Origin of the sequence: Novosphingobium marinum (assembly GCF_013408095.1) — a bacterium.
Lineage (GTDB): Bacteria > Pseudomonadota > Alphaproteobacteria > Sphingomonadales > Sphingomonadaceae > Novosphingobium > Novosphingobium marinum.
Map to the genome: position 1 here is coordinate 173,465 of NZ_JACBZF010000005.1, position 26,624 is coordinate 200,088.

General features: G+C 65.5%; 25 protein-coding genes. 8 read left to right on the forward strand and 17 right to left on the reverse strand.

Annotation, left to right across the window (positions count from 1 at the left end; genetic code table 11):
• Positions 1–5: 5 nt before the first annotated feature.
• Positions 6–2,828, reverse strand: coding sequence for a TonB-dependent receptor domain-containing protein (locus tag FHS75_RS13920; protein WP_179408305.1), 2,823 nt, complete (start codon positions 2,826–2,828; stop codon positions 6–8).
• Positions 2,829–3,328: 500 nt separating this feature from the next.
• Between FHS75_RS13920 and mtnP the strand changes: the two genes are divergently transcribed.
• Positions 3,329–4,225 carry an S-methyl-5'-thioadenosine phosphorylase gene (gene mtnP / locus FHS75_RS13925; RefSeq protein ID WP_179408306.1) on the forward strand — a complete coding sequence of 299 codons (897 nt, stop codon included), beginning with the start codon at positions 3,329–3,331 and terminating at the stop codon, positions 4,223–4,225.
• Positions 4,226–4,297: 72 nt separating this feature from the next.
• Here the strand turns inward: mtnP and FHS75_RS13930 are convergent, their stop codons facing one another.
• The 7 genes from FHS75_RS13930 to FHS75_RS13960 form a co-directional block, all read right to left on the reverse strand.
• On the reverse strand, positions 4,298–5,302 hold the full coding sequence (locus FHS75_RS13930) for a type II secretion system F family protein (protein ID WP_179408307.1): 1,005 nt from the start codon (positions 5,300–5,302) through the stop codon (positions 4,298–4,300).
• Between the two features lie 19 nt (positions 5,303–5,321).
• Positions 5,322–6,293, reverse strand: coding sequence for a type II secretion system F family protein (locus FHS75_RS13935; RefSeq protein WP_179408308.1), 972 nt, complete (start codon positions 6,291–6,293; stop codon positions 5,322–5,324).
• Positions 6,294–6,351: 58 nt separating this feature from the next.
• Positions 6,352–7,650: a CpaE/TadZ family protein gene (locus tag FHS75_RS13940; RefSeq protein WP_179408309.1), complete on the reverse strand. Its 1,299-nt coding sequence runs from the start codon at positions 7,648–7,650 to the stop codon at positions 6,352–6,354.
• 2 nt (positions 7,651–7,652) lie between these two features.
• The gene (locus FHS75_RS13945) at positions 7,653–8,324 is read right to left on the reverse strand and encodes a CpaD family pilus assembly protein (protein ID WP_179408310.1); all 672 of its coding nucleotides are present in this window, start codon (positions 8,322–8,324) and stop codon (positions 7,653–7,655) included.
• 14 nt (positions 8,325–8,338) lie between these two features.
• Entirely contained in the window at positions 8,339–10,018 is a 1,680-nt protein-coding gene (locus FHS75_RS13950; RefSeq protein WP_229735617.1) for a type II and III secretion system protein family protein, read from the reverse strand.
• Between the two features lies 1 nt (position 10,019).
• Positions 10,020–11,051 carry a Flp pilus assembly protein CpaB gene (gene cpaB / locus FHS75_RS13955; protein WP_179408311.1) on the reverse strand — a complete coding sequence of 344 codons (1,032 nt, stop codon included), beginning with the start codon at positions 11,049–11,051 and terminating at the stop codon, positions 10,020–10,022.
• A gap of 71 nt (positions 11,052–11,122) precedes the next feature.
• Positions 11,123–11,611 (reverse strand): A24 family peptidase, encoded by a 489-nt coding sequence (locus FHS75_RS13960; protein ID WP_179408312.1) that lies wholly within the window; start codon positions 11,609–11,611, stop codon positions 11,123–11,125.
• Positions 11,612–11,713: 102 nt separating this feature from the next.
• Between FHS75_RS13960 and FHS75_RS13965 the strand changes: the two genes are divergently transcribed.
• Genes FHS75_RS13965 through FHS75_RS13975 form a run of 3 tightly spaced genes read left to right on the forward strand, consistent with a single transcriptional unit; the run spans position 11,714 to position 14,013 of the window.
• Positions 11,714–12,673: an alpha/beta fold hydrolase gene (locus tag FHS75_RS13965; protein WP_229735618.1), complete on the forward strand. Its 960-nt coding sequence runs from the start codon at positions 11,714–11,716 to the stop codon at positions 12,671–12,673.
• Between the two features lie 45 nt (positions 12,674–12,718).
• Complete coding sequence (locus tag FHS75_RS13970) at positions 12,719–13,771, forward strand: NAD(P)/FAD-dependent oxidoreductase (protein ID WP_218845272.1); 1,053 nt, start codon at positions 12,719–12,721, stop codon at positions 13,769–13,771.
• A 59-nt stretch (positions 13,772–13,830) separates the two neighbouring features.
• The gene (locus FHS75_RS13975; RefSeq protein ID WP_179408314.1) at positions 13,831–14,013 is read left to right on the forward strand and encodes a YegP family protein; all 183 of its coding nucleotides are present in this window, start codon (positions 13,831–13,833) and stop codon (positions 14,011–14,013) included.
• A 34-nt stretch (positions 14,014–14,047) separates the two neighbouring features.
• Here the strand turns inward: FHS75_RS13975 and rnhA are convergent, their stop codons facing one another.
• From rnhA to ispH, 3 genes are read right to left on the reverse strand one after another with little or no spacing between them, the layout of a single operon-like run.
• Entirely contained in the window at positions 14,048–14,482 is a 435-nt protein-coding gene (rnhA, locus tag FHS75_RS13980) for a ribonuclease HI (RefSeq protein WP_179408431.1), read from the reverse strand.
• A 14-nt stretch (positions 14,483–14,496) separates the two neighbouring features.
• Positions 14,497–15,480, reverse strand: coding sequence for a homoserine kinase (gene thrB / locus FHS75_RS13985; RefSeq protein ID WP_179408315.1), 984 nt, complete (start codon positions 15,478–15,480; stop codon positions 14,497–14,499).
• Positions 15,481–15,489: 9 nt separating this feature from the next.
• Entirely contained in the window at positions 15,490–16,464 is a 975-nt protein-coding gene (ispH, locus tag FHS75_RS13990) for a 4-hydroxy-3-methylbut-2-enyl diphosphate reductase (RefSeq protein WP_179408316.1), read from the reverse strand.
• A 67-nt stretch (positions 16,465–16,531) separates the two neighbouring features.
• Between ispH and FHS75_RS13995 the strand changes: the two genes are divergently transcribed.
• Positions 16,532–17,191, forward strand: a complete 660-nt coding sequence (locus FHS75_RS13995) for a hypothetical protein (protein WP_179408317.1) — start codon at positions 16,532–16,534, stop codon at positions 17,189–17,191.
• On the opposite strand, the gene FHS75_RS14000 is transcribed toward FHS75_RS13995, so the two are convergent.
• The 6 genes from FHS75_RS14000 to FHS75_RS14025 all read right to left on the reverse strand — a co-directional run bounded on the left by FHS75_RS14000 (position 17,188) and on the right by FHS75_RS14025 (position 20,771).
• Positions 17,188–17,883, reverse strand: coding sequence for a lysophospholipid acyltransferase family protein (locus FHS75_RS14000; RefSeq protein ID WP_179408318.1), 696 nt, complete (start codon positions 17,881–17,883; stop codon positions 17,188–17,190). The genes FHS75_RS13995 and FHS75_RS14000 overlap by 4 nt on opposite strands.
• Before the next feature lie 70 nt (positions 17,884–17,953).
• Positions 17,954–18,391, reverse strand: coding sequence for a Fur family transcriptional regulator (locus tag FHS75_RS14005; RefSeq protein ID WP_179408319.1), 438 nt, complete (start codon positions 18,389–18,391; stop codon positions 17,954–17,956).
• 83 nt (positions 18,392–18,474) lie between these two features.
• Positions 18,475–18,921 carry a Ros/MucR family transcriptional regulator gene (locus FHS75_RS14010; protein ID WP_179408320.1) on the reverse strand — a complete coding sequence of 149 codons (447 nt, stop codon included), beginning with the start codon at positions 18,919–18,921 and terminating at the stop codon, positions 18,475–18,477.
• A gap of 173 nt (positions 18,922–19,094) precedes the next feature.
• A complete protein-coding gene (locus FHS75_RS14015) occupies positions 19,095–19,562 on the reverse strand; it encodes a GNAT family N-acetyltransferase (protein WP_308420102.1) in 468 nt (155 codons plus the stop codon).
• A complete protein-coding gene (tsaB, locus tag FHS75_RS14020) occupies positions 19,559–20,179 on the reverse strand; it encodes a tRNA (adenosine(37)-N6)-threonylcarbamoyltransferase complex dimerization subunit type 1 TsaB (RefSeq protein WP_179408321.1) in 621 nt (206 codons plus the stop codon). The genes FHS75_RS14015 and tsaB overlap by 4 nt, the downstream gene beginning before the upstream one ends.
• Positions 20,180–20,198: 19 nt before the next feature.
• Positions 20,199–20,771, reverse strand: coding sequence for a NifU family protein (locus tag FHS75_RS14025; protein WP_179408322.1), 573 nt, complete (start codon positions 20,769–20,771; stop codon positions 20,199–20,201).
• Positions 20,772–20,864: 93 nt separating this feature from the next.
• Between FHS75_RS14025 and FHS75_RS14030 the strand changes: the two genes are divergently transcribed.
• The 3 genes from FHS75_RS14030 to egtB all read left to right on the forward strand — a co-directional run bounded on the left by FHS75_RS14030 (position 20,865) and on the right by egtB (position 26,623).
• Positions 20,865–23,804, forward strand: a complete 2,940-nt coding sequence (locus FHS75_RS14030; protein ID WP_179408323.1) for a M16 family metallopeptidase — start codon at positions 20,865–20,867, stop codon at positions 23,802–23,804.
• A 131-nt stretch (positions 23,805–23,935) separates the two neighbouring features.
• Complete coding sequence (locus FHS75_RS14035) at positions 23,936–25,309, forward strand: class II 3-deoxy-7-phosphoheptulonate synthase (RefSeq protein WP_179408324.1); 1,374 nt, start codon at positions 23,936–23,938, stop codon at positions 25,307–25,309.
• Positions 25,310–25,381: 72 nt separating this feature from the next.
• Complete coding sequence (egtB, locus tag FHS75_RS14040; protein WP_179408325.1) at positions 25,382–26,623, forward strand: ergothioneine biosynthesis protein EgtB; 1,242 nt, start codon at positions 25,382–25,384, stop codon at positions 26,621–26,623.
• The last annotated feature ends 1 nt before the right edge of the window (position 26,624 follow it).

Sequence of the window (26,624 nt, forward strand, 5' to 3'; positions counted from 1 at the left end):
TCGGATCAGAACTCGGCGCGGAACGACACGAAGAAGTCGCGGCCGAGAACGTCATAGACGTTCGGGAAGGTGTTGGCCTGCTGCTGCGAGTCGCCGGTGAGCGGCGGCTTGGTGTTCAGCAGGTTGTTGACGCCGAAGGTGACGACGCGGTCTTCCTGGACCTCGAACGCCAGCGTCATGTCGAGGTAGAACCTCTCGCTCAGGCCCGCAACGGCGAGATTTGCCGGATCCACACCCTGGTTGACGATCTGGTCGTCGTCGCCGCTGCCGATGTAACGGCCACGGAAGCTTAGCCGCTGCGGGCCGTCCTGCCAGGTGATACGCGTGGTGAACTTGTATTCCGGCTGGAAGGTGCCGCAGGTGGCGCCGTAGTAGCCCGCACAGATGTTCACCTGGTCGGGAAGGTCCGCAACCGGGGTGAAGTTGTTCTTGTCGGTCCACGTACCGAGGAAGAAGAACGACAGCTGGCTTTCCGCTTCGCCGTAGAGGCTGAAGCCGACCGGGGTCGAGTAGTCGATCTGAAGGTCGACGCCCGAGGTTTCCAGTTCGGCGATGTTCGCGTTCAGGATCTCGACGTTGTCGATCGCACCCGAACCGAAGCGGTTGATCGCCTGGCAGTACTCGCTGTTGATGTCCTGCACCGTGTAATAGCAGAGCGACAGCGAGTTGTTCAGGCCGCCACCGAGCGTCGTGATCAGGTTCTCGACCTTGATGTCGAAGTAGTCGATCGTGATCGCGAGGCGCGGAATGAACGAGGGCTGCAGCACGACGCCCGCGGTCCACGAGTCGGAAACTTCTTCCTCGAGGTCCGGGTTACCGCCGAACAGGCCTTCGATCTGCGAGTTCAGCTGGATAGCATCAGTGAACACGGCGTTGGCCGGAACGCCCGTCGCGATACACAGGTCGCGAACCGCATCGGTGCGGTTGTCGACGTTGCGGCTCGAGCACGGGTCGGAAGCCGGCGGGAAGCCCTGCGAGTTGCCGCCGAACAGTTCCTCGACGTTCGGAGCACGGACCGCGCGCTGGTACTGACCGCGGATCGTGATGTCGCGGATCGGCGACAGCGTCGCGCCGATGGCGTAGGTCCAGGTGCCGCCAATGGCGTCGAGCGAGTAGTCCGAGTAACGACCGGCGGCCGTGATCTCGAAGCGGTCGACGAAGCCGTCGGTGATGATCGGCAGGTAGATTTCGCCGAACAGTTCCTTCACGTCGTAGCTGCCCTGGGTCGGAAGACCGGCGTTGAAGCCGGCGACGTCGCCCGAGGCGAGAGCCGTGTCGGGAATGTACTGCGAGGAGACCTTGCGATACTCGGCACCGAACGCGACGCCGAGCGGACCGCCCGGGAGGTCGAACAGTTCGCCGTTGATCGCGGCGGACGCGACCTGCAGGCTCGAGATTTCGGTGTTCTGCGCGCGAATACGGATGAAGTCCGCAGCTTCGGGCGAAATCGTGCCGAGACCGAAGATGTTGAGCGGCGTACAGCCGTTCGACTGATCGGAGCAGACGAGGTTGCCGTTGGCGTCGAACTCGGTGCGCAGTGCCTGGAGGAAGCGGCTGACCGAGATGTTGCCGGTCTGGATCTGCGAGTTACGCGTGCGCGAGTACATGTAGTACGCATCGTAGCCCCAACCCGGAACGATATCGCCCTTCACGCCGGCGAGGACGCGGAACGCGTTACGCTCGTCGTTCGAGTTGCGCGAGCCGGTCTCGAGCAGACGACGGCGGACGAGCGAGGTGACGTAGCCGTCGCCATCGGTATCGAGCGCCGCAAGCTGGTTCTGCACGCCGGGGGCGAAGAACGGGCTGTCGACATCGAGTTCCGAGGTGATGAACGCCGGGGTGGCGGCCAGTTCCTGCGGAACGACGTTGTTGACGTACGACACTTCGGCGTAAGCCGTCACGTTGTCGTTGATCTCGTAGTCGGCATAGCCACCGACCATGTAGCGTTCCTGGGGAAGCTGCAGGTAGTTGGCAGGCGCGTAGTTGTAGGGGCTGAACGGGACGAGCGTGCCGCCCGTATCGGCGAACTGGGCGCCGAGCGCATCGACGTAGGTCGTCGGAACGCCCGACGAACCGCCGCGGACGGGACCCGGAACGCCCTCGTCGCAGTCAACCTCGATGCCGGTGCCGGTACCGTCGACCGAACCCGGAACGATGCAGCCGTCGACAGCGGCGAAGCGCGAGAACTCGCGGGCAGACTGGAAGATCGGCTTACGACGGGCGTACGAGGCCCAGACGGTGACGTGGCCACGGCCGTCGGCAAGGTCACTGCCGATCGCCATGTCGAGGTTGTAGCGGAAGCCGTCGCCTTCCTCGGTGATGTTGGTCTGGCCGCCGATCAGCAGGCCGTCGAGGTCGTCGCGCAGCTTGAAGTTCACGACACCGGCGATGGCGTCCGAACCGTAAACGGCCGATGCACCGCCGGTCACGACATCGACGCTGTCGATGAGGAACTGCGGGATCGTGTTGAGGTCGACGATCTGGTTGGTATCGTAGAACATCCAGCGGCGGCTGTTCACGAGGACCATCGTGCGGGTCTCGCCAAGGCCGCGCAGGTTCAGCGTGGCCGCGCCGTTACCGGGGTTGTTCGAGAAGCCGGTGAGGCCGGGAACGACCTGCGGCAGGGTGTTGATCACGGACTCGACGTTGACCGAGCCGGACAGCTGGAACTCTTCCTCGCCGACGACGGCGACAGGGGCCGCGGTGTCGAGGTCGGGGCGGGCGATACGCGAACCGGTGACGACGATGACGCCGGCGGGCTCTTCAGCCTCGAGGTTTCCGAGTTCACCGGCAGCCTGCGCGAAGGCAGGTTGGGCGGCGACGGTCATCGCAATTGCCGACAGGCAAGTTGCGCTCCGCAGAGCGGCCTTCTGTACAGTGGATTTCACAGTGTTGGTCCCTTGTTGTTTATCGTCCGTCCGCCGGCACCTCTTCATGTGCACCGTACGAACGACCCGGACGCAGACAAAAGACGAAGCTCTCGCCTGCCAGATGCGGACTTCTCGCCCCCGGTGTCCACGTTTTCAATGCCAATCGCTGCGTCGCAAAAATTGATCGACGGACTGTGTTCTGGCTGCAACACTCCTGCGGGGCTTTCGCTAGAGCGCTTGAAAACAACGGGAATCCGGACCTTTCGGGCAATTTGATGTTGCAGTTTGAGCACTATTCTGAACGGGCATTGCGTTGGCCGGTGCGATATTGAAATAGAATTGCAATGTTTCGGCCTCCGGCGTTTGCGCTGCGACATGGCCGCCGCGATACCGGTGTTTGACGACCTGCCGACAGGAACGCTAACCGCCGGAAAATTCACGAGGGAAGGCGACTCTCAATGTATTCCGGCAAGTCGCGGCACTGGCATATCGGCGTGATCGGCGGTTCTGGCCTTTCGGGCGGGATCGAACTGGAGAACGCACAGGAGATCGCCGTATCCAGCCCGTTCGGCGAGCCGTCGGGGCCCGTCGTTCAGGGGCGCATCGGAAACGTGCGCTTCACGTTCCTTGCGCGGCACGGGCAAGGGCATCGCATCCCGCCGTCGCGGATCAACTATCGCGCCAACATCGACGTGCTCAAGCGGTGCCGGGTTACCGACATCCTGTCATTGTCCGCGATCGGATCGCTGCGCGAGGAGATCGCGCCGGGCACCTTCGTCACTCCTGACCAGTTCATCGACCGTACCGAAGGGCGTGAGCGGTCGTTCTTCGATACAGGCCTCGTCACGCATGTCAGCATCGCCGACCCGGTGTGTCCGCGGCTCGCGGGAACGGCCGCGCAGGCGGCGCGCAACGCGGGCGCTGCGGTGCACGAGGGCGGATGCTACCTCGCAATGGAAGGGCCGCAGTTCTCCACCCGCGCCGAAAGCCGGATGTACAGGGCCTGGGGCGCCGACGTGATCGGGATGACCGCCATGCCCGAAGCGCGCCTGGCGCGCGAGGCGGAACTTCCCTACGCTCTCCTCGGCATGGCGACGGACTACGATGCCTGGCGCGAGGAGGACGCGGGCGTCGAGGCGTCGGATATCATCGCGGTGATGAAGTCCAACGTCGATCTCGCGCGGCGCGCGGTGCGAGAACTGGCCCTTTTGCTCCCCGAGGTCCGCGAACCGAGCGCCATCGACACGGCGCTGGACAACGCCGTCATAACCTCCCCCGCGATGCGCGATCCGAAACTGGTCGCAAGGCTGGACGCGGTGGCGGGCCGGCTGCTCTTCCCGGACGTGGAAGAATAGGGCTTCCGCAAAAGGAAAGGGGCCCTCCGCGCCGGCACGCGAAAGGCCCCCTTTGCCCGGCGGCGACCTGGGTCAGCCGCCCGGACCGTCTGAGAAGGCGTCGGCGATCGAACAGGCCGCCGGGCCGAGGATGACGACGAACAGCACAGGCAGGATGAACAGGATCAGCGGCACCGTCATGATCGCGGGAAGGCGCGCGGCCTTTTCCTCCGCCTTCATCATGCGTTCGTTGCGGAATTCGGCCGAAAGGACGCGCAGTGCCGAAGCGAGCGGCGTACCGTAGCGCTCTGTCTGGACCATCGTCGTGACCACGCCGCGAACCGATTCGAGATCGACGCGGTAGGCGAGGTTCTCGAAGGCCTGCTTGCGCTCTGTCAGGAACGACAGCTCGATCGACGTCAGCGAGAATTCATCGCCGAGTTCGGGATAGGCGCGGCCCAGTTCCTTGGCCACGCGTTCGAACGCGGCGTCGACGGTGAGACCCGCTTCCGCGCAGATGACGAGCAGGTCGAGTGCGTCGGGAAGACCCTTGCGGACCTTGTCGGTGCGCTTCGAGATCATGTTCTGGATGAAGATGTCCGGCCCCTTGTAGCCGGCACCGACCGCGACGGCGAAACCGGCGAAGCGCTTCATCGTGCCCCAGTCGGGGAAGTATTCGATGACGTAGATCACGATGCCCGCGATCAGGCCAAGTACGATGGGCATGACCAGGCGCGCGAAGATGACCGCGACGGCGAGTTCCTTCTTGCGGATACCGGCCTGCGCCAGCTTCTGCGTCACCGTCTTGAGCTGGCTTTCCTGCAGCATCTTGAGCGAGCCGAGGAACTCTTTCATCTTGTCCGCGGTCTCGTTCTTGCGGACGAGGCTGGCGCGCTTCTTGGCCGTGACCATGATGCCCGACTTGAGCTCTGCGCGGCGGGCATTGAGCGCCTTCACGCGCTTCGCCATCGGATCCTTGATCGTGATCGCGGCGTAGAGCGCCATGACCACCGCCGCCGATGCCATGCCCGCAAGCACGGTGGCGATCAGGATGACGTCGAAGCCGAGGAGCGTCGGGCCTGGCGGGTTGTTCAGCATGGGTGCCGCTCTCTTTCGCTCAAATCTCGAAGCTGACCATCTTGGCCATGATGAAGCCGCCGATGCTCATCCACACGAGGCCGCCAAGGCCGGTGACGATAAGGCGTTCGTCGGTGAAGAAACCGCTCACGTATTCCGGGTTGATCCACCAGATCATGCCGAAGACGATGAAGGGAAGGGCGCCGACGATGTAGGCCGAGGCCTTCGATTCAGAGCTCATCGCCTTGATCTTGAGCTTCATCTGGGCCCGCTTGCGCAGCACGTCGGCGAGGTTCGACAGGGTCTCGGCAAGGTTGCCGCCCGTCTCGCGCTGGATCGCAAGGGTGATGCAGAAGAAGTTGAATTCCGGCATGTTCAGGCGGTCCGCGGTTTCCTGGAGCGCGAATTCCATCGTCTTGCCGATCTTGATGCGCTCGACGATCAGGCGGAATTCCTCGCCCACCGGGCCGGGAACCTCGGTCGCGACGACGCCCAGCGTCTCGGTGACGGGAAGGCCCGAGCGCAGGCCGCGAACGAGCAGTTCGATGGCGTCGGGGAATTTCGTCGTGAAGTTGAGGGTGCGGCGCTTGATGAAGAAGCCGACCAGCACGTGCGGAATGCCGACGCCGGCGACGATCGCGACGCCCAGCGACAGCATCACCGCGCCGGTCTTCAGGTACACGAGGACCATGATGGCGATCGTCAGGCCCAGCGTCCCGTAAAGGTACTGGGTCAGCGTCCAGGGCATGCCCGTCCGGTGAAGCCGGAGCATGAGCGCCTCGAGCCGCGATCCCGAGCCCGCGATGACGTGCATCCTGGGCTTGCGCGCGGCGACGGCCTTCTTGAGCTGGGCCTCGACCTTGTCCTTGGTGTTCTCGGAGTGCCGGTAGCGCAGCGCCTGGAGGCGGCGCTGGCTTTCCTTGGCGGGCGACGGTCCGGAGAGCGCCGACCAGCCGACCACCATCACCGCCATCAGTCCGACGGCGATGAGCAGGAGATGGACAATGTTCATCGCTCAACCTCGCTCTTCGACATTCCGTTCATCTTGCGCGCCGCCATGGGCAACGGCCTCACTCCGCGTCGGCGGGCTGGGGCTCTTCCCTGGCGGGCGCCTTGTCCTTCTTGGCCAGCATCGACTTGAGGTCGATCTTGCCGAGAAGCGACTTCTTCTGCTCGACGACTTCGCCGCCCTCGACCATGTCGCTGGTGCCCATCACCATCTTGGCGAGTTCGCGCATCGCGATCCCGGCCTTGCTGGTGCGGTTGGCATCGGCGAAGGTCTGGCCGAGCTTGGCGGCGTTGGCGCCGGCCTTGGCGTCGTAGGGGATGTTGAGCGAGATCTTGGCCTCGATCGAGGCTTCGAAATCCGCCTTGCTGATCTCGCTGACACCCGCCTGGACCTTGTTGGCCACGATCATGACTTCGGCATGCGGCGCGTTCGCCTTTAGCCAGGACAGGATGCGGATCGCATCGCGTGCCGACGCCAGCGTCAGCTCGGTCGCGACGACCACGAGGTTCACTTCCGCGAGGAGCTGCGGGAAGTTGATCAGCATGTTGCGCGGCAGGTCGATCACCGTCATGTCGAACGCCTGACGGAACTCCTCCTCGAGCTGCAGGAACGCGGCGCCGTCGGTCAGGAGCGGCGAGTTGATCGGTGCCTCTGCGGAAAGGATCGCGAGGTTGTCGTTCGCACGGATCATCGCGCGCTCGATGAACAGGCCGTCGATGCGGCTCGGATTCTCGATCGCGTCGGTAAGGCCGCGTCCGGGCTCGAGATCGAGCGAGAGCGCGCCGGTTCCGAAGTGGATGTCGAGGTCGAGCAGCGCGGTGGGCAGCTTGTGATCGGCGCTCAGCAGCCAGGCGACCGAGGTCGCCAGCGTCGAGGCACCGACGCCGCCGCGCGTACCTATGAAGGCGGTCGAGACGTGCTTCTTGACACCGCCCGTGTCGTTGCTCTTCGGAGCGGCGAAGACCGCCTGCGCCTGCGCCAGCGCATCGCGCACCTGGCCGGGGGCCAGGGGCTTGAGCAGGTAGTCGTGGATGCCGCTCGCGATCAGGTCGCGATAGAGGCGCACGTCGTTGACCTGGCCGACCGCGACGACGACCGTGCCCGGCTCGCACACTTCGGCAAGCGCGTTGATGTCGTTCAGCGGATCGCCGCTCTCCGAAAGGTCGACGAGCAGGATGTTCGGGCTTGCCGTGATCGACAGCGACTGGACCGCGTTGCGCAGGCCGCCCTTGTGACACTTCTCAGGCTGCCAGCCCATCTCGATCGCGACCGGGCGCAGGACGTCGAGCGAGGCCTCGTCGCAGACGAACGCTGCAAAGGCATCGCGATTGTTCTGTCCGGGCTTCCAAGGTGCGTTCATCGTCACTCTCCCTTCGAGCTGACCGAGCCGAGGCCACCCTTGCCGGTGAGCGGCTGTTCGCGGTAGCTGTCGATGGCCTTGGTGGAACTCATCACCACCGTCTGGCTGCCGCCTTCGGCGCCCTTGAGCAGGTGTTCGGGATCGGCGACCATCGACGCGATGTTGCTGTTGACGGCGCAGCCGTAGTTCGAGCTGGTCGCGTTGAGCGGATTGGCGTCCGAACGGTCCGACCAGTTGGGGCAGTTCGGCACGTAGGCGCGCGAACGGGTGATGACGACGCGGGCGGTACCCGCCTCGACGTAGCCCGGCGTAACCGGAGCCTCGCCGCTGACGAGCAGGCCGTAACGTCCGGCTACGCCTTCGATCGCCGCCATGGTCGCGCCGCTGTTGAGCGGATCGTCGACCGCGATGCGATCGCCGTAGCGCAGGTCCATCGCCTCGAACCAGCCGGCAAGCCGGCGCTGTTCGGGGTAGGACAGGCCGCCGGGGCCGGTGTTGAGGTCGAGCGTGTAGTTGGTCCGCTCGACCACCGGCTGGTTGACGCTGTAGAGCGACTGGTTTGTGGCGATGCCGCCGCATCCCGCCAGCGCAAGGCCGAGGCCGAGGGCGATCGCGGTTCCGATGGCCTTGCCGGACATTGCGCGGCGGGCCGGATTTTCAGTGATCCTGGACATGTGCGTCACCTCTCTCAGTTAAGGCTGAAGCCGGGGGTGGGCGCCGAACTCGCTTGCGCGCGGCGATCCTTCTTCTTGCCGCGCTGCTTCTCCTGCGGCGCGGGTTCGGCGGCGCCCACGGTCGGAGCCGGAGCCGACTGGCTCGGCGCGGCGCGCGGCTTGGGGCGCGGATCGACGTCGCCGCCGGCTTCCGCGTTGCCGAGGATGCGCTCGACTTCGTTGGGCGCGCTGTAGCCGTCGGTCGGCAGGACGATGTCGTTGGCGTCGACCGGGTTCACCAGGTACGGCGTCACGATGATGACCAGTTCGGTCTCGCCGCGACGGTAGCTGGTCGAGCGGAACAGCGATCCCAGGATCGGCATGTCGCCGATGCCCGGCGTCTTCTCGATGTTGTTCTGCGATGCGTTCGACAGCAGGCCGGCGATCATGAAGCTCTGGCCCGAGCCGAGCTCGATCGTCGTTTCCGCGCGGCGAACCGTCAGTGCCGGGACTTCGAACCCGTTCAGAACGACCGACCCCTGCGAGGACAGTTCGGACACTTCCGGGCGGACGCGCAGCGATATGCGGCCGTTTGCCAGGACCGTCGGCGTGTAGCTCAGGCTGACGCCGTACTTGCGGTACTGGATCGAGGTGGCGCCAAGACCCTGGCTGATCGGGATCGGGAATTCGCCGCCGGCAAGGAACTCGGCGGTTTCGCCCGAAAGCGCGGTCAGGTTGGGATTGGACAGCGTGTTGACGAGACCGACACGCTCACCGAGGTCGAGCGCGGCAAGGACATTGAGGCCGAAGATGCGGCCCGCCAGGTTCAGCACGGTCTGGCCTTCCTGGTTGCCCGCGACCGAATATGTCGTGCCGGGCACCACGTACTTGCCGCTGACCGGATCGAACGGCAGGCTGATCGTGCCCTTGGGCAAGTTATAGACCTGCGAGGCGTCGAGCACGGGTAATCCGTTGGTGTTCACACCGCTGATCGTGCCGGCGAGCGTGCCGATAGTACCGGGCGAACGTCCGCGGCCGAGGCCGAAGAGGAAGTTGCCGCTATTGTCCTGCGTCGCGAGGTTCGAACCGAATTCGCGGACGAGCGAGCGGCTGACCTCGGCGATGCGGACCTGCAGGTTGACCTGCAGCGGCGTTGCCATCTTGAGGCGGCTGATGACGTTGGCTTCCTCGCCGACGAAGGCGGAGACGAGGCGCTCGGCCTCTGCCGCGTCCTCGGGCGCGCCGACGGTGCCGGTCAGCAGGAACGTGCCGGTGCCCATCGTCGATACGCCGATCTTGGCCTCGGGCATTGCGAGGCGCAGCATCTGGTCGACGCTCGACAGGTTCGATCCGACCCGGACGTTGGCTGACCAGATGACGTCGCCGGCAGCGTTGCTGGCGTAGACGGTCGTCTCGCCGCCGCTCTTGCCGAAGACGTAGAACTGGCGACCCGACTTGATCTGGACGTCGGCGACGGCCTCGTTCGAGATGAACACGTCGGACATCGTGCCGGGGACGTTCACCAGTTCGCCGTGACCGATCGAAAGGCTGATGTCCTGATTTGGCGTGATCCGCGATTGCGCCTGGGCGGGGGCGGCCGGCAGCAGGGCCACCGGAGCCATTGCGCAGGCCGCGCTCAGCAGGGTTTTGATAAGGCGACGTTTCATGGTCTGGCCCTTCGTGCCGTGTGACTGGTTATCGGTGCGGACGGTCATCTCACTTGCCTCCCACCGGAACATCTTCGGTAATCTTGCCGCGCGTGACGCGGACGACCGGACCCTGCGGCCTCATGCTGGCGAGACCGGGCAGGCCGGCAGCCTGCGCGGCGGTCGACATCACGGTCTGGATCACTTCCTTGGCCGCTTCCTCGCCCGTCTTGGGGATCGAGCGGCGCTGGAAGCGCGAGACGTCGCCGCCGGTCACGAAGGTCGAGTTACCTTCGATCGGCCTATTGAGCGCCTGGTGGATCAGGCGATCCTCTTCCTCGCGGGTGGCGCCTTCGGGAACGTCGACTTCGCCCGACGCGATCACGCGCTCGAGTTCGGCCTGCGTATCGGCGAGCGAGCGCAGCGAGAGCGAAAGGGTGCCGATGGTCTGCGCGACGGCGACCTTTTCCGCGATGCGCGGCGTCACTTCGAGCGTGACGGTGCGGAAGGCGCGGACAACGGTCTTGCCTTCGATGACTTCGGTTTCGGTCGACTGGTCGGTGGCGAGCACGCGAAGGTTACGAAGTACGGTTTCCGTGGTCTTCAGCGGCATGCCCTCCGAACCCTTGACCGACTGCGTCAGCATCAGGTCGACGCGGTCGCCCGGGAAGATGAAGCCGCCGACCCCGGTCTTGGCCGAGACGGGCACCGTGATGGCGCGCATGCCGGGGCCGAGGGCGGCGGCAAGGAAGCCGCGGTCGCCCGGCGCGACGAGCTGGCCCTGCGTGACCGGCGAACCCGCGGTGATCGGATAGCGGACGACCGTGCCGAGCAGCTTGGTCACGTCGGACTCGCCGTCGATGAAGTAGGCATCCTGCACCATTTCCTCGGGCCATTGCTGGAACGAGATGGAATCGGCGGTGATGATCGTGCCGACCGGCAGGGCGCGCTGCGCGACCAGGACCTTGGGTCCCACCGGCGCTTGCTGGGCCGCCTCGGCTTCCGGAGCGCTTGCGCCCAGAAACATCGAGCGGGCCACGAAGGCCGTGCCGACTGCAATGACCAGCGCAACCACAAGCAGCACCAGTTTCTTCTTATCCATGGCTAACCGAGCCCCCTCGAAAAAACCCCAAATCGATGCCCGTTAATCGGATGAAATGGTTAAGATCGGGTTCAACCCGAAATCCCCGCATTCAGCAGCACGGGCACATAGTGACTGCCGATGATCCAGAGCCCCGCGACCGAGATCGCGACGCCGTAGGGCACAGCGATCTTCGAGCCGTCGCGGCGAATGCGATGTCGTACGTAAAGGACGATGGTGAGCAGCCCGCCGACGATCGCCATGACGATCAGCAGGCGCAGGAACCAGACAGGAGTGATCCACAGCGCCAGCGCGGTCAGAAGCTTCACGTCGCCGCCGCCCATCTGGCCGGTCGCGAACAGGACGAGCATGACCACGAAGGTCAGGACCGCGATGCCGAGCTGGAAACCGATCTCAAGCATCCCGAAACCGGACGCGAGCCAGAACAGCGGCGCGCCGAGCGCGATCGCTATGTTGAGCCAGTTGTCGATTTCGCGCCGGCGCAGGTCGGTGACCGCCGCGACAAGCAGCGCAATTGCCAACGCCGCAAGCAATGCGTACTGGAAATACTCGCTTTGCATCGAAATGCCCCCTGCAATTCGGGCATAACTAGCGGTGACGGCTTACTAAAAAGTAACCAGTCGCTTGAGGTTGGCGTTAGCCACGCGAAAGGGAGGGACGAATTGGAGGGGGGAACCGGTTTCGACCGCAGGGCGATCCCGCCCGAAGCCGTGGAAACGCGCTGGACCGCGCCGGACGGGCATCCGGTTCGCCGCATCGACTGGCTGATGCCGCCCGGCGCGTGCCGCGGCTCGCTGTTTTTCATGCCCGGACGCGGCGACGCCTATGAGAAGTACCTCGATACGCTCGACCACTGGCACCGCAGCGGGTGGCGCGTCACTGCCGCCGACTGGCGCGGCCAGGCCGGATCGGGCAGGCTCGGCTTCGACGAGGTCACCGGGCACGTCGACGATTTCGCGACCTGGGTGGACGATCTTGCGGCGCTCTGGACGCAATGGAAGGCATCGACCCCGCCGCCGCACGTGATCGTCGGGCATTCGATGGGCGGTCACATCGTGCTGCGCGCGCTTGTCGAGGAGCGGATCGATCCCGATGCCGCAATATTGTCCGCACCGATGCTGGGCCTGCTTCCCGGCTTCATGCCACCGGTGTTTCCGCATGGCCTCGCAAAGGTCATGGCGCGCCTCGGCGATCCGCGCAGACCGGCCTGGAAGTGGAGCGAAAAGCCCGGCGAGCCGCCCGAATCGCGGATCGAGCTGCTGACACACGACGAAGGTCGCTACGAGGACGAGCTCTGGTGGCGCGAACATCGGCCGGAGCTGGCCATGGGGCCGGCGAGCTGGGGCTGGGTCGAGCGCGCGATCGCCTCGATCCGCCTTCTCCGCCAGCCCGGTGCGCTCGAAAGCATCTCGCTTCCGGTCTTCCTGTTCGGCACTACAGCCGACCGCCTCGTGGACTACGGCGCGATCGAGCGGGCGGCGCAGCGCATGCCGCGCGCGCAGCTCCTGCGGTTCGGCGACGAGGCACGGCACGAGATCCTGCGCGAGATCGATCCGATCCGCGACAGGGCCGTGGCCGCAATCGACGAATTCCTTGATCGCACCGCCCCGCTCGTCGATTGAGGCGCCGTGACCGATCGGTACGACATCGCCATCGTGGGCGCGGGGATGGCCGGCGCCTCGCTTGCCGCCGCGCTTGCGGGCGAGGCGCGCGTGCTTCTCGTCGAGGCAGAGGACGTGCCGGGCTACCACGCCACGGGCAGGTCGGCGGCGTTCTGGACCGAAAGCTACGGCGGGCCGGGTGTGCAGCCGCTGACCACCGCTTCGGGTCCGTTCCTGCGCGAGAACGGCTTCCTCGGCTCGCGCGCGGCACTCACCATCGGGCGCGCCGGCCAGGAGGACCAGGTTCGCACCTTTGCCGAACGTTTCGCCTCGCTCGGCGTACAGGTCGAGTTGCTCCACCGGCCCGCGCTTCTCGATCACGTACCGGGCCTGCACGAGGACTGGACGCTGGGCGCGCTCGAGCCCAGTTGCTGCGACATCGACGTGGGAGCGCTCCACCAGCATTACCTTGCCGCGCTGCGCTCGGGCGGGGCTGACCTGCGCTGCCGGATGCGGCTCGAAAATGCGTCATGCGATGACAAGGGCTGGCTGCTGCGATTCGCCAACGGTGACGAGGTGCGCTCCGACATCCTCGTCGATGCGGCCGGTGCCTGGGCGGACGAGGTGGCGGGCATTGCGGGCATATCGCGCGTCGGAATCGCTCCGCTGCGGCGGACCATCGTGCAACTGCGCACCGCACCCGAAGCGCCCGCCGACCTGCCTCTGGTCCTCGACGTGGCGGAGAAGTTCTACTTCAAGCCCGAGGCAGGGCGGCTCTGGCTCAGTCCGCACGACGAAACGCCGAGCGCCGCGTGCGACGTCGCAGCGGACGAGATCGACGTGGCCACCGCGATCGACCGGCTGGAACGCGTCGTCGACTGGCGCATCGAAGCGGTCGAGCATCGCTGGGCGGGCTTGCGCAGCTTCGCGCCCGATCGCCTGCCGGTCTATGGCTTCGCGCCCGGAAACGAGAGGTTCTTCTGGTTCGCGGGACAGGGGGGCTTCGGCATCCAGACCGCACCCGCAGCCGCCGAACTGGCCGCCCGGCTCATCCTCGGCCGCGACCCGGGCAAGGTGGACCCGCAGCCGTATTCGCCCGGGCGGTTCCAATCGTCATAATCCCGGCCTAGCTTTCCCGCCGGGAAGGTGATTCGCACCGAAAGCAAAGGGGAAGACCGATGGCGCACCGCTTCGAAATCCGGAAGAACAAGGCCGGCGAGTTCGTGGCCTATTTCGTCTACAACAAGGAAACGATCTTCTGGACCGAAGGATATTCCAGCAAGGCAAGCGCCAGGAACGCCATCGAATCGGTCCTCAAGAACGGACCCGGCGCCGAAGTCGTCGATACGACTGTCGAATAGGCTGTACTTATACGCGGCAAGGGGTGGCGGGCGATCAGCCTGCCGCTTCGGCCGCGTCGCTGGCCAGCTTGTCCACCCGCTCGTTTTCCGGGTGGCCCGAGTGGCCCTTGACCCATTCCCACTGCACGCGGTGTGGTTGCGCGGCCTCGATCAGGTCGTGCCAGAGGTCGGCGTTGCGCACCGGCTGCTTGCTGGCGTTGATCCAGCCCTTGCGCTGCCAGCCCTCGATCCACTTGGTCATTCCGTCGATGACATAGCGGCTGTCGGTGTGGATGGTCACGTCGCACGGCTCGATCAGCGCGTTCAACGCCTTCACCACAGCAGTCATCTCCATGCGGTTGTTGGTGGTGGAGGGGTCGGAACCGGCGAGTTCCTTTTCGTGCCGCCCCATCCGCAGGAGCACGCCCCACCCGCCGGGGCCGGGGTTGCCCTTGCACGCGCCGTCGGTGAATATGTCGATCTTCTTCAAATGCTTGTCTTCGCTCACGATGCGCCGAACATAGCCGCATTTTCCGGATCGGCATAGAAGCCCAGCCTCCGGGCGAAGGCCATCGGGTCCTTCCGCGTCACCAGCGCGTCGGCGGGGGTGTGAAGCCAATCATATGCACGCGTGGCGAGAAAGCGCATTGCCGCGCCCCGTCCCAGAACGGGAAGCATCGCGCGCTCCTCCGGAAGGATCGGGCGAACGGCCTCGTAACCGGCGAGCAGCGCGTCCGACAGCGCGCGATCGAACGCCCCGCCATCGGCGTCGAAGCACCATGCGGCGTGGGTGACGGCGATGTCGTAGGCGGTGATGTCGTTGCAGGCGAAGTAGAAATCGATCAGGCCCGAGACATCTCCACCCAGCATCAGCACGTTGTCGGGAAACAGGTCGGCATGGATGACGCCGCACGGCAGGTCGCCCGGCCAGTTGGCCGACAGGAACGCGAGTTCGCGCTCGACGAGATCGGGAAGCGAGGGATCGATCCCGGCAAGCCCCTCGCGCCCGCAGCCGCCCAGCAGTTCCTTCCACGCGGAAAGGTCCATGCCGTTGGCGCGCGTTTCCGGAAAGTCCCGTGCCGCCAGGTGCATCTGCGCGAGCGCGCCACCGACCGCGCGGGCCTGTGCGGGCGTTGGATCGCTGACCGAAACGCCGGGCAGGAACTCGATCAGCGCCAGCGCCTTGCCGTCATGGAAGCGGAAAGCGCGATTCTCACGGTCGTGGATCGTTCGCGGAACCGGACAGTCGCGCGCGGCCAGGTGGTCGAGCAGTCCGAGGAAGAACGGCAGGTCTTCCACCTCCACGCGCATCTCGTACATGGTGAGGATGAAGCGCGCGCCGCCACCGTCGGTTCCCGTCGTTTCGAGCAGCCAGTTGCTGTTCGAAACACCCTCGGCGATGCCCTTGGCCGAAACGAGTTGCCCAACATCGAACGCGCCGACGATGTCTGCCAGCGTTTCGGCGCCCAGTTTGGTGTAGACTGCCAATTGCCGCGACTATTCGGTAAGCTGGCGGGGCAGCTTGAAAGTCATCTTCTCCTCGGCCGAGACGAGCGTGTGCTCCTCTACCGAGCGCCATTCGCTCAGCCTGTCGACGACTTCGCGCACCAGCGTTTCCGGAGCGGAAGCCCCTGCCGTTATCCCGACCGTGCCGATACCCTCGAGCCATTCCGGATCGATGTCCGACCCGCGCTGGATGAGCCGTGCATCGGTGCCGCAACGCTCGGCGACCTCGACCAGGCGGAGCGAGTTGGAACTGTTCGGCGCGCCGATCACCAGCACAAGATCGCATCCCGGCGCGACACGCTTTACCGCTGCCTGACGGTTCGACGTCGCGTAACAGATGTCTTCCGCCTTGGGAGCGACGATCTGCGGGAAGCGCTTCTTCAGCGCCGCTATGACCTCTGCGGTATCGTCGACCGACAACGTCGTCTGGGTCAGGAACGCGAGCTCCGTGTCGGACGGCAGATCGAGCTTCTCGACATCGTCGACGGTTTCGACCAGCGTCATCGCTCCATCGGGGACCTGTCCGAACGTGCCGATGACTTCGGGGTGGCCCATGTGGCCGATGAAGACGATGTGGCGTCCAGCCTCCAGCTGCCGTTCGGCCTGCCGGTGGACCTTGCTGACCAGCGGGCACGTTGCGTCGACGTAATCGAGGCCGCGTTCCTCGGCGGTAGCGGGAACCGATTTCGGCACGCCGTGTGCGCTGAAAACGACGGGCACGCCGTCCGGAACCTCGTCAAGTTCCTCCACGAAAATGGCGCCCTTGGCCTTGAGCCCGTCGACGACGTAGCGGTTATGCACGATTTCGTGGCGGACGTAGACCGGTGCGCCATAGCGTTCGATGGCGCGCTCTACGATCTCGATCGCCCGGTCGACGCCGGCGCAGAACCCGCGCGGCGCTGCGATCAGGACAGTCAGCGGCGGACGGACGCCTTCGGCGGTCGGCTTTTGCAAGGGCGCATTCATGCTTCGGCCTCTAGCGATTTGCCGCGCGCGCCGCTAGGGCAAGCTCGAAATGGACAAGGATGCACCGATGATCGCTCGTACCCGCCTCATTCCTCTCGCCGTCGCCGCCCTTGGCGCGACCGTGCTGACGGGCTGCAAGTCGAGCGGTGAGATCGTGGTCGACCAGGGTGTCGGGATCACGGCGGTGCGCAGCCGCTGTCCGGCGGTCGGCATTCCCGACTATACGGGCGACATCACGCTTTTCGCCCAGCCGGGCAATCGCAATGCCGACAATATCGACGTGACCGCTGCGATGACGAACGTGCGCACCCAGTGCAACGACGCGGGCGAGCAGGTCTACGCATCGGTATCGTTCGATGTCCTAGCGCGCCGGACCGGAACGCAGGGCGCGCGGCAGGTCACGCTGCCCTACTTCGTCACGGTGCTCCGCGGCGGCTCCGCCGTCGTCACCAAGCGCGTCGGGCAGGTCACGGTGAACTTCGCCGACGGGCAGGACAGGGCGCAGGCGAGGGGCGAGGGGTCTGCCTACATCGACCGGCAGGCCGCGACGCTGCCCGCCGACATCCGCGAGCGAATCACGCGCAAGCGCAAGGCCGGCGATGCCGATGCCGCGCTCGATCCGCTGGCCGATCCCGAGGTCAAGGCTGCCGTCGAGGCGGCAAGCTTCGAACTGCTCGTCGGATTCCAGCTCGACGAACGCCAGCTCGCCTACAACGCCACGCGCTAGGCTCGCGCGCCGGCCATTGCCGCTTCGATGGCCTTTTGCGCGGCGGCGGCCATCGACTTGCGGTTGGCAAGCGCCTCTCCGGCAAGTGCCGGAAGGATGTGGAGCGTGACCGGCAGCGGTCGGTTGCGTGCCATGATCTTCAGGAAATTCGCGACGCCGTGCTCTTCGCCGATCCACGCGATGTCCCGCGTTTCGGGTCCGTAGTCCACCCATAGCGGATGGACGGCGATACCATCGGGCAGGGGATCGAGCGCCGAAAGCAGCGACGACTTGAACGGCAGCAGTGCATCGCCTGCTTCGGTCGTGCCTTCCGGGAAGACGGTGAGCATCCCGGTATCGTGCAGGGCCTGCCGCACCTGGCGAACCTGCCCGGCGACGCTTGCGCGATTGCCGCGCGCTATGAAGACGGTGTCGTTCATTTCGCACAGGCGGCGCAGCAGCGGAAACTGCGCGAGGCCGTCGTGCGCGACGAAGGCCGAGCCGGTGGCCCCGGCGATTACGGGGACATCGAGCCAGCTCGAATGGTTCGAGACGAGGAAAGCGACGTCCGGCTTGCTGCCGACAACCTTCACTCTCGCGCCGGCAATTCGGCCTACGCCGGAGAGAAAGCGGCGGGGCCACGGATTGTCCCGCCCGAGAAATCGCCACGCATAGTAGAACGTCACGCAGAAAAGCAGCCAGCCCAGCAGCATCGACAGGCCTGCGACGGCACGGATCCAGCCTGCAAGGCCGATCCCGACCGGACGCCAGTCCGGGACGGGCTCAGTTCGCGCTATCTTTGTCCTCGCGGTCGAGCCGGACGCCGAACAATTCCATGCGGTGATCGACGAGCCGGAAGCCCAGGCGGGCCGCGATCTCCCGCTGCAGCGCTTCCAGTTCCGGGTCGACGAATTCGATGACCTTGCCGCTCTCGACGTCGATCATGTGGTCGTGGTGCGCTTCGGGCGCGGCCTCGTAACGGGCTCGCCCGTCGCCGAAGTCGTGGCGGTCCAGAATGCCCGCTTCCTCCAACAGGCGGACGGTTCGGTAGACGGTCGCGATGGAGATGCCCGGATCGATCGCGGTCGCCCGCTCGTAGAGCTTTTCCACGTCGGGATGATCGTCGCTGTCCGAAAGGACTTTCGCGATCACGCGGCGCTGTTCGGTGATCCGCAATCCCCGCTCTGCGCACAGCGCTTCGATGTCGATAGGCCGATGCACGAATATCCCGTTCGCAATACGAAAAAAGCCGCTCCGGCCTGTCTAGTCCGGAGCGGCTTCAGACTCAACTGCGCGCTGCGATCTTAGCTGGTGGCAGCCTTGGGCTTGCGACCGCGACGCGCGCCGGGCTTGCGACCGAGACCGATCTTCTTGGCCAGCTCGCGACGCTTTTCGGCGTAGTTGGGAGCGACCATCGGGTAGTCGGCAGGCAGGTTCCAGCGCTGGCGATACTGTTCCGGCGTCATGTTGTAGTGCGTCATCAAATGGCGCTTGAGCATCTTCAGCTTCTTGCCGTCTTCAAGACACACGATGTAGTCGGGCTTGACCGAAGCGCGGATCGAAACCGCAGGCTCGGGTTTTTCCTCGACCTCTTCCGCCTCGCTACCGAGACCGGAAAGCGCACCATAGACGTTGGTGATCAGCGAAGGCAGGTCATCGACCGATACGCTGTTGTTGCTGACGTGTGCTGCGACGATATCCGAAGTAAGCGTGATGAGCGTTTCGCTCATATCGTTCTGAACTGTTTCCATTTATTCCTCGAAAACGGGGTGCGGCCCTGGTTTTTTCTTGTAAGCCGCCCTTCATAAGCGGTCTTGCCACCGCACTTAGCCGGTGTTCGGCCAAATTCAAGTAGTGTTCGTCGAAAAGCCCCCGGACTATCGACGAAAGTAATTCGGGATAACCGGCCGGCAAGAAATGCGCATCAATCGATTTTGAGCAGGAACGTTATGGCATCGATTCGTTCGCCGTCCGACCTGCGATAGTACCGGGGCCGCTCCCCGACAGGCCTGAAACCGAATGACGTGTAGAGCGATTCGGCGGGATTGCCCCTGCGCATCTCGAGAAATATCGATCTGCTGCCGCGCGCGCGCGCCTCGCCGGAAAGACATGCCAGCATCGCGCGACCAATTCCCTTGCCCCTGTATTCGGGTATGACTGCAAGAAGCAGAAGTTCCTCTTCGCCGAAGCCTTCGCGCGTAATGCAAAATCCGATGGCCTCGTCTCCGGGGCCGCTCGTTTGTCCATGCGCGCCGAACAGCAGGCAGTGGCAATTGCCGATATTGAAAGCGCTTTCGACCTGCGTGCGCGTCCAGGCTTCACCGTAGAGCGGATCGAAGGCCGCCTCCATGATCGCCATGATGCGATCGAGATCGTCCGGCTCCAGCATCATGTGCTCGCCGCCTGCTTCTTCGCATCGGGAGCGCGACCGTAGATCGGCCTCACGTCGTCGACCAGCGAGCGTGGGGGCAGGATCGCGAAGGATCGTGCATCGGGCAGCAGTGGCAGCGCCTTTCCGAAACCACGCACGGCAACAAGGCCCTCGCTCTGGTTGCCGGCGACAAGATCGGCTTGCAGGAGCGCTGCGGCCTCCTCCGGGCGCAGCGAAGCCGTCGGTGCCGGCGCAGCCCCCGATTTATCGAAGCTCGCGACGAACCATTCGCCGTGTCCGCCCGTCATCGCGACGTCGACCGCGCATTCGCCCGCGTGTTCACGCGCCATCGCCGCGACAAGGGCGAGGCTCGGGTATCCTACCAGCGAGGCACCCCATGCAAAGGCGAGCGCGCGCGCGGCAGCTATCCCCACGCGGGTTCCGGTGAAGCTGCCGGGGCCGAGCGCCACCGCGATCCGGTCCGCGCGACCATTGCCTGGAAGCTCCGCGATCATCGGGACGAGCCGCTCCGCATGGCCGCGCCCTAGCACTTCGAAAGTGCCGGTGACGAGATCGCCATCGTCGAAAAGCGCGACCGAGCAGGCTTCGGTCGCGGTGTCTATCGCCAGAGTGCGCATGGTCCTGCGCGGCAGCCCGTCAGGCGGCCCGGACCTCGGTGACTTCGGGGACGTAGTGCTTGAGGAGGCCCTCGATCCCGTGCTTCAGCGTTGCCGTGGAGGAGGGGCAGCCCGAGCATGCGCCCTGCATCGCCAGGTAGACCACGCCTTCGCGGTAGCCGCGATAGATGATGTCGCCGCCATCGTTGGCGACGGCAGGGCGGACGCGGGTTTCGAGGAGGTCCTTGATCTGCGCCACGATGTCGGCGTCCGCGGGGTCGTCGCCGATGTCCTCTTCGGCGGGGACGGCGATGGCTTCGGCCCCGCCGCCGACGAACAGCGGTGCTTCGGAGACGAAATGGTCGAGGAGGATCGAGGCGACCTGCGGCTTGAGCTGCGTCCAGTCCACGCCGGGCGCGGCGGTGACCGATACGAAGTCGTGCCCGAAGAAGACGCCGGTAACGTCGCCCAGGCCGAACAAGGCCTCTGCCAGCGGCGAGGCTTCGGCCTGTTCGGGCGTGGCGAATTCGCGCGTGCCCGATGTCATGACTTCGCGGCCGGGAAGGAATTTCAGCGTGGCCGGGTTCGGCGTCTTTTCGGTTTCTATGAACATGATGTCTTCGATGTAGGCCGTGCCCGGTGCCGGTCAAGCCTCGCGTCATCTATTCACTGGCCCTTAATCCCTGCGGCTCCTATAAATTGAACCATGAGTTTCATTTCGCGCGCCGTTCGCCTTCTCGCCTGCACCGCTCCTGTTGCGCTGCTTGCCGCAACTCCCGCACCCGCGTTCGCCCAGTCGGACGCTTCGGTTGCAGCGGCTCCCGCGCCGCAAGGCGTGAAGCGCTGGCCCTGGCTTTACGAGAACAGCGACGTTCCCCAGGACAAGGAGTGGATTTTCGGCGAGCTGAAGAACGGCATGCGCTATGCGGTTCGCCAGAACGGCGTGCCGCCGCAGCAGGCCTCGATCCGAATCCGCATCGACGCCGGTTCACTGAACGAAAAGGACAGCGAGCAGGGCTATGCCCACCTGCTGGAGCACCTGCTTTTCCGCCAGTCGAAGTACCTCGGCGACGGTGAGGCGATCCCGACCTGGCAGCGGCTGGGCGCGTCCTTCGGCAGCGACACGAATGCCGAGACGACGCCGACGCACACCGTCTACAAGCTCGATCTGCCCAACGCCTCGCCCTCGTCGCTGAACGAGAGCATGAAGCTGCTGTCCGGCATGGTGACCGCGCCGACGCTGAGCGAACAGAACATCAAGTCGGACGTGCCTATCGTCCTTGCCGAGATGCGCGAACGCGGCGGTGCGTCGATGCGCGTGCAGGATGCGACGCGCCGCGTGTTCTATGCCGGTCAGCCGCTTGCGGAGCGAGCGCCGATCGGCAAGGCCGAGACGCTCAACGCGGCGACGGCGCAGTCGGTACGCGCGTTCTACGAACGGTGGTACCGGCCCGAGAACACCGTCGTGATCGTGGCGGGCGATGTCGATCCCGCACGCGTCGAGGCGCTTGTCGCCAAGTGGTTTTCCGGCTGGAAGGCATCGGGCGAGCCGCTGCCGGCGCCCAGCTTCGGCGAGCCGGTGGCGCCCGCTTCGGCGAACCCCGACAATCCGGTCGGCGAGACTCACGTGCTCGTCGAGCCCGACCTGCCGCGTTCGGTGACTTATGCGGTCATGCGGCCCTGGAAGCAGGTCAACGACACGATCGTCTACAACCAGGGACTGATGGCCGACACGATCGCGCAGGCAATCCTCAATCGCCGCCTCGAATCCAAGGCCCGTGCCGGTGGCAACTACCTGATGGCGCAAGTCGGCCAGGACGACATCAGCCGTTCGGTCGATGCCACCTTCGTATCGGTCACGCCGCTCGGCCCGGACTGGCAGGGCGCGCTCGACGATGTTCGCGCGGTGATCGCGGACGCGCTGCAGAACGCGCCGACCGAGGACGAGATCGCGCGCGAAGTCGCCGAGATCGAAGTGGCGTTCCAGACGCCAGTCGAACAGCGCCGCCTGCTTCCGGGCTCGCGTCTTGCCGACGACCTCGTCAATGCGCTCGATATTCGCGAGACCGTGGCCGCGCCCGAGGACGTCCTGCGCATTTACCGCGATACGGTGCCGCAGTTCTCGCCCGAGAGAATTCTCAGGCACACGCGCCAGCTGTTCACCGGCACGGTGACCCGCGCGATGCTGATAACGCCGAAGGATGGCGAGGCGACCGAAGCTTCGCTCCGGCAGGCGCTGCTCGATCCGGCGGTGGCGGACGACAGCGTAAGACTTGCCGCTGCCGAGCCGATCGAGTTCGACGAGCTTCCTGCAATCGGCGCGCCCGGCGCGATCGTGACGCATGCTCCGACCGGACTCCTCGGCATCGAGCGGCTGGAATTCGCGAACGGTGTGAACGTCATGATGTGGCCGGTCATGGAAGAGCCGGGCCGCGTCGCGGTGAAGGTGCGCTTCGGCGGCGGCTATCGCTCGTTCGCACCGGGCGACGCGCCGTACATCGCGCTTGGCGAGATGGCGCTGGTGAGCGCGGGCGTCGGCCCGCTCGGCCAGGAGGAGCTCGACCGGATCGCGACCGGCCGCAAGATGGCCTTCGAATTCGAGATCGACGATGCCGCCTTCGAATTCTCCGCCGATACCCGCCCCGCCGACCTTGCCGACCAGCTTTACCTCTTCGCCGCGAAGTTCGCGATGCCGCGCTGGGACGAGAACCCGGTCAAGCGCGCCAAGGCGGCGGCGGAATTGCAATACGAATCCTATGCGACGTCGCCGCAGGGTGTACTGAACCGCGACCTCAAGTACCTGCAGCGCGACCGCGACCCGCGCTTCCGGACGCCGACGCCGCAGGAAATCGAGCAGGCAACGCCCGAGGGCTTTAAGCAGGTCTGGCAGCGCGCGCTGACCCACGGCCCGATCGAGGTGCAGATCTACGGCGATTTCGATCGCGATGCCGCGGTCGCCGCGTTGCAAAAGACCTTCGGTGCGCTTCCCGAACGCCAGCCGCTGCCGAGCGATGCCGCGCCCGCGAGCGCGGGTTTCCCCGAAGCGAGCGATACGCCTGTCGTCCTTACTCACAACGGCGATGCAAACCAGGCGGCGGCGGTCATTTCGTGGCCGACCGGCGGCGGGTCGATGGGCATCACCGAATCGCGCCAGCTGGAGATTCTCACGCAGCTTTTCACCAATCGCCTGATGGAAGCGATGCGCGAGAAGCTGGGGGCGAGCTATGCGCCGCAGGTCTATTCGACCTGGCCGCTCGATCTCGACAGCGGCGGCACGATCACCGCGCTCGCGCAGCTCGAGCCGGCGGCTGTGCCGATGTTCTTCACCACCGCGAACGAGATCGCGGGAGACCTGATCGCGAACCCGCCGAATGCGGACGAGCTCGCGCGGGTCACGGAACCGCTGCGCCAGCAGATCACGCGTGCGGCGACCAGTTCAGCGTTCTTCATGTACCAGCTCGAAGGGGCGACCACCGACCCGACACGGCTGGACAAGGTCCGTTCCATCCTCACCGACTACACGGTGACGACACCGGCGCAGATGCAGGAACTCGCTTCGCGCTACCTCGGCGAGGACAAGAGCTGGCGGCTGGCGGTCCTGCCGAAGGGCGTGGGCGGTGCAATGGCGAGCGCCTCGGCGCGCTGATCGCTCGCGGGTTCTCTCAGTGAAGCGTTCGCCTGCGGCATTTGCCGTTTTGCAATTATGCGTCGGCGCGGCTATGGCGCGCTCCTTTCGAGCGAATGCGCGCAAGGGAATTTGGGCAAGGAAACGTTAAAGTGGCAAGCAACTGGAAACCCGACGGCTGGAAGACCTTCGAAGCGAAGCATCTTCCGTCCTATCTCGACGCCGGCAAGCTGGCGGAAGTCGAACAGGCGCTTTCGGACTATCCTCCGCTCGTCTTCGCGGGCGAGGCGCGTGCGCTGAAAGCGGATCTTGCCGAGGTTTCGGAGGGCAAGGGCTTCCTGCTGCAGGGCGGCGACTGTGCCGAAAGCTTCGCCGAATTCCATCCCAACAATATCCGCGACACCTTCCGCGTCATCCTGCAGATGGCGGTGGTCCTGACCTTCGCCAGCAAGCAGCCGGTGGTGAAGGTCGGGCGCATGGCGGGCCAGTTTGCCAAGCCGCGCTCCTCGCCGGTCGAGAAGCAGGGCGATGTCGAACTGCCGAGCTACCTCGGCGACATCATCAACGGCATCGATTTCGAGCCCGCCGAGCGTGCGCACGATCCGGCCCGCATGATGCGCGCCTACAGCCAGGCGGCGGCGACGCTCAACCTGCTGCGCGCCTTTGCCGGCGGCGGCTATGCCAACCTTCGCCAGGTGCACCAGTGGACGCTCGACCACATCGGGCGCAGCCCGTGGGCAACCCGCTTTGCCGAAACCGCCGACAAGATCAGCGAAGCGCTCGACTTCATGGAAGCATGCGGCGTCGATCCGGGCACGGTCCCGCAGCTCCAGGCGACGAGCTTCTACACCAGCCACGAGGCACTGCTGCTTCCCTACGAGCAGGCGCTGACCCGGCAGGATTCGCTGACCGGCGACTGGTACGACTGTTCCGCCCACATGCTGTGGATCGGAGACCGCACCCGCTTCGAGGGGTCGGCGCACGTCGAGTTCCTGCGCGGCGTCGGCAACCCGATCGGCATGAAGTGCGGGCCCAGCCTCGAACCCGATGCGCTGCTGCGCATGCTCCACGAGCTCAACCCGTCGCGCGAGGCGGGACGGATCACGCTCATCAGCCGCTTTGGCCACGAAAAGGTCGAGGAGGGCTTGCCGAAGCTGGTGCGCGCGGTGAAGCGCGAGGGGCATCCGGTGGTATGGTCGTGCGATCCGATGCACGGCAACGTCATCAAGACCGACAGCGGACTCAAGACCCGACCGTTCGACCGCATCCTCAACGAGGTGAAGGGCTTCTTCGCCGTCCACCGGGCCGAGGGCACGCACGCGGGCGGCATCCACGTCGAGATGACCGGACAGGACGTGACCGAGTGCACCGGCGGCGCCATCGCCATTACCGACGAGACGCTGGGCGACCGCTATCACACGCACTGCGACCCGCGCCTCAATGCCGCGCAGTCGATCGAGCTGGCGTTCCTGATGGCCGACATGCTCAATCTCGAAGCCAACGAACGCCAGAAGCGCGCCGCCTGACCTTGCGGGTCGCGCGCCGTTGAAAACCTGCGTGGCGGGGGAGCCTTACGCGCCCCGGCACGTTAGGCTTCCATGGGAAGCACGGCGATTCGGGCAGAGGCGGGGGAAGGGTTGACCCTTTCGGAGCGGTTTCGGCAGACCAGGGCGCTCAGCCTCGCGCTGGCCGATCCCCTGTCCGACGCCGACGCGACGATCCAGTCGATGCCAGATGCGTCGCCCGCGAAGTGGCACCTTGCCCACACGACATGGTTCTTCGAGACGTTCCTGCTGCGCGACCGCAAGCAGGGTTATGCATTGTTCAATGAAGACTTCCCGTTCCTGTTCAACTCCTATTACGAGGCCGAAGGCGCGCGTCATGCCCGGCCCGAGCGCGGGATGCTCTCGCGCCCGTCGCTCGACGAGCTTCGCGCTTATCGCCTGCATGTCGACGAGGCGATGGAGCCGCTGCTCGACCGGCCCGACGTTTCCGGGCTGATCGAACTCGGCATTTCGCACGAGCAGCAGCACCAGGAACTTCTGCTGACCGATCTCAAGCATGCGCTGTCGCGCAATCCGCTCGGCCCGGCCTACTCGGCATATCGCAACGGCATCGAAAGCGCCGGGGCGGTCGCCAATGCCCGGTGGCGCGAGCATCCCGGCGGGATCGTGCGCATCGGGCACGAGGGCGAGGGCTTTGCTTTCGACAACGAGGGCCCTTCTCATCGCGCGCTCGTCGAACCCTTCGCGCTTGCCAACCGGCTCGTGTCGAACCGGGAGTGGGACGAGTTCGTCGCCGACGGCGGATACCGGACTGCCTCGCTCTGGCTCTCCGACGGCTGGGCCTGGGTGAACGACGAAGATCGCCGCGGCCCGCTCTACTGGCGCGAGGGCGAGGAATTCACGCTCTCCGGCTGGCGCGAGCGCGATGCCGATGCGCCGGTAACGCATATCTCCTATTACGAGGCGGACGCCTTCGCGACCTGGGCCGGGTACCGCCTGCCGACCGAGTGCGAATGGGAAACGATGGCGCAGGACGAGGATGCCGCGTCGGGCAACCAGCTCGACGAGGCGGGTGCCGTCCATCCCGAAGGATCGGCGGGCCTGTTCGGCGATTGCTGGCAGTGGACCCGTTCTGGCTACCTGCCCTATCCGCGCTTCCAGCCGGCTGACGGCGCCATCGGCGAATACAACGGCAAGTTCATGAGCGGGCAGTTCGTCCTCAAGGGCGCAAGCTGCGCCACGCCTCGCGGTCACTCGCGCTCCAGCTACCGCAACTTCTTCTATCCCCACCAGCGCTGGCAGTTCACCGGCCTGCGCCTTGCCAAGGACATCTGAC